3 protein-coding genes are annotated in these 2,185 nt (G+C 75.5%); 1 reads left to right on the top strand and 2 read right to left on the bottom strand.

From position 1 onward, the window contains the following. The first annotated feature begins 313 nt into the window (after window positions 1–313). Window positions 314–505: a hypothetical protein gene (locus AC1MIR_RS13180; RefSeq protein WP_480028606.1), complete on the top strand. Its 192-nt coding sequence runs from the start codon at window positions 314–316 to the stop codon at window positions 503–505. Between the two features lie 78 nt (window positions 506–583). Here the strand turns inward: AC1MIR_RS13180 and AC1MIR_RS13185 are convergent, their stop codons facing one another. Next, window positions 584–1,540, bottom strand: a complete 957-nt coding sequence (locus AC1MIR_RS13185) for an alpha/beta hydrolase family protein (RefSeq protein ID WP_480028607.1) — start codon at window positions 1,538–1,540, stop codon at window positions 584–586. Continuing rightward, a complete protein-coding gene (locus AC1MIR_RS13190; RefSeq protein WP_480028608.1) occupies window positions 1,537–2,097 on the bottom strand; it encodes an NUDIX hydrolase in 561 nt (186 codons plus the stop codon). The genes AC1MIR_RS13185 and AC1MIR_RS13190 overlap by 4 nt, the downstream gene beginning before the upstream one ends. Window positions 2,098–2,185 lie beyond the last annotated feature (88 nt).

Here is a 2,185-nt window from a genome sequence, read left to right on the forward strand (position 1 = left end):
GCGCGGGGCCCGCCGCGGGGCCTGAGCCCCCGGCGCGCCGCCCGGGGGGGGGGGAAGCCCAGACGAGACGGGGGCCGCGAGGCCCCCTTTCGCATGTACGCCCTCCGACACCGCATCGCCGTCGCACCGCGCCCGGGGCGTGCTTCGTCACGTTGGCGTCGGGTTTGTCTGCAAATGTGCGACCGGAGCGCGAACATCGTTGCGCGCGTATTGATTTGTAAGAAAGTTGGAGGCATAGTGCGGTCCTAATTTACGGGGCGAGGATCGCATAATGAGACGCCTTCCATCATCTCCCGCTCGGTTGCGCGGTTGCGTGCGCGGAGCTGTCGGCCTCGAATATGCCTTCCTCGCCGCCGTGGCGGCGTTTGCCCTGACGCTCGGCGCCGCCGCGCTCGCCGAAGGCGGCCTCGGCCCCGTCGAGCGGGCGATCCCGCGTGCCGCGGCCACCGCGCAGGGGGCCGATGCCCCGGGCTTCTCCGCGCGCGGCGGCGGCGAGGAGCGCTGACCGCAGGCACCGGTTGCCGCGCCGCCCCCCGGCGCGCCGGGGCAGCCCGTCAGGCGTCGCCGAAGGCGACTGCCCGGTTCAGAAGCCGTTGGTCTCCAGCCGGTCTCCGGGCTCCAGCAGGCCTGCGGCGCCATTCGCGATCCGCGCCCGTGCGGCGCCGTCATCCTTCAGCATCGCTCGCAGGAACAGCACGGAAATCCCCGCCACCCGCGCGTGATAGGCCGGGTCCGACCAGCGCGGGCCGGCCGCGGGCTCGTCGGCGAAGGCGGCGTGCCGCGCCCCCTCCAGCACCACCAGCACCTGCGGCGCGCCGGCGATGGCGCGGAAGGGCACCTCCCGGTCGGCCGGCGTCGCGCCTTCCACCCAGCCATGATCCGCCGTGCCCGTCACATGCAGGATCGGCGTCGCCACCCGCGCGAAGGCGAGCCGCGGCGGCAGGCCGCGCGGCGGCGCGGGCGAGAGCAGGATGCCCGCCCGCAGCCGCCGTTCCGGCAGGGGCAGTCCGCGATCCCCGCCCGGCACCCGCTGGCCCAGAAGGTGCTGCACCAGCCAGGCGCCATAGGAATGCCCGGCCGCGGCCAGCCGCGCCGGATCCACGCGCCCCTGCAGCGGATCCCCGGCCAGTCCGCCCCGGCGGATCACCTCTTCAACCGCGAAGATCCCGTCCTGCAGGCGCGCCAGCGCATTGCCGACATCGAGCGCCGCGGCCGCCAGCGCCGGCCCGCGCTCCTCCACCCCCTGCCACACCGTCGCATCGGTGCCCGGATGCTGCAGATGGATGGCGACGAAACCCGCCCCGGCCAGGGCGCGGCCGAGATAGCCCAGCCCCTCGCGCGAGCCGCCGAGGCCGTGGCTCAGCAGCACAACGGGCCGCGGCCCCTCGGCATCCGGCAGGCGGATCAGCACCGGCAGGTCGCGCTCGCGCGCGGCGTCGCGCCAGGTGGCGGGGCGCATCGCCGCATGCCCGCGCCGCGCCGCCAGCACCGCCGGCAGGGCGAGCAGCAGTCCGCGCCGCGTCGCCCGAAGCGGGGTCACAGCCGGATCCGGCCCGCCGCCGCCAGCCCGGCCAGCAGGGCCCCGGCATGCATCGCCTGGTGCAGCAGCCCGCTGCCGATGCCGGCCAGGACCTCCGCGACGGGGACGCATTCCACCCGGATGGTCTCGCCCTCGTCATGCGCGACCGGGCCGGCCGCGAAGGCGCCCTGCGCCAGGACGAAGTGGATGCGGTTGGTCTGGATCGCCGGGTTCGGATAGGCGGCGTAGAGGCTGCGCCACGCCCGCGCGTCGTGCCCCGTCTCCTCGCGCAGTTCGCGCCGGCAGGTGGCGACGGGGTCGGTGTCGGTCGGGTCCATCACCCCGCCCGGCAGTTCCAGGCACCAGGCCTGGGCGGCGTGCCGCCACTGCCGCACCAGCACCAGGCGGTCGTCATCGGTCAGCGCGACCACCGCCGCCCAGTCCGGGTATTCCAGGACATACCAGGGCGAGAGCTCGGTCCCGTCCTCCTTGCGGAGGCTGTCGGCGCGCAGGCTGATCCAGCGGTCCCGGATCAGCTTCCGGCTGCGGAGCAGGGTCCAGGGCGGCGCATCGGTCATGCTGGGCGGACGAAGGTTTCACCTTCGTCCCTCAGACGCCCGCGCCGCGCCCCGGCGTGGCATCGCCGCCCCCGGCGCGGGGGGCCGC

This window comes from Falsiroseomonas sp. RANM36, from assembly GCF_056682175.1.

Bases quoted from the DNA above. Each gene is read 5' to 3' on its own strand.
- AC1MIR_RS13190 (WP_480028608.1), bottom strand. From the start codon at position 2,097: ATGACCGATGCGCCGCCCTGGACCCTGCTCCGCAGCCGGAAGCTGATC.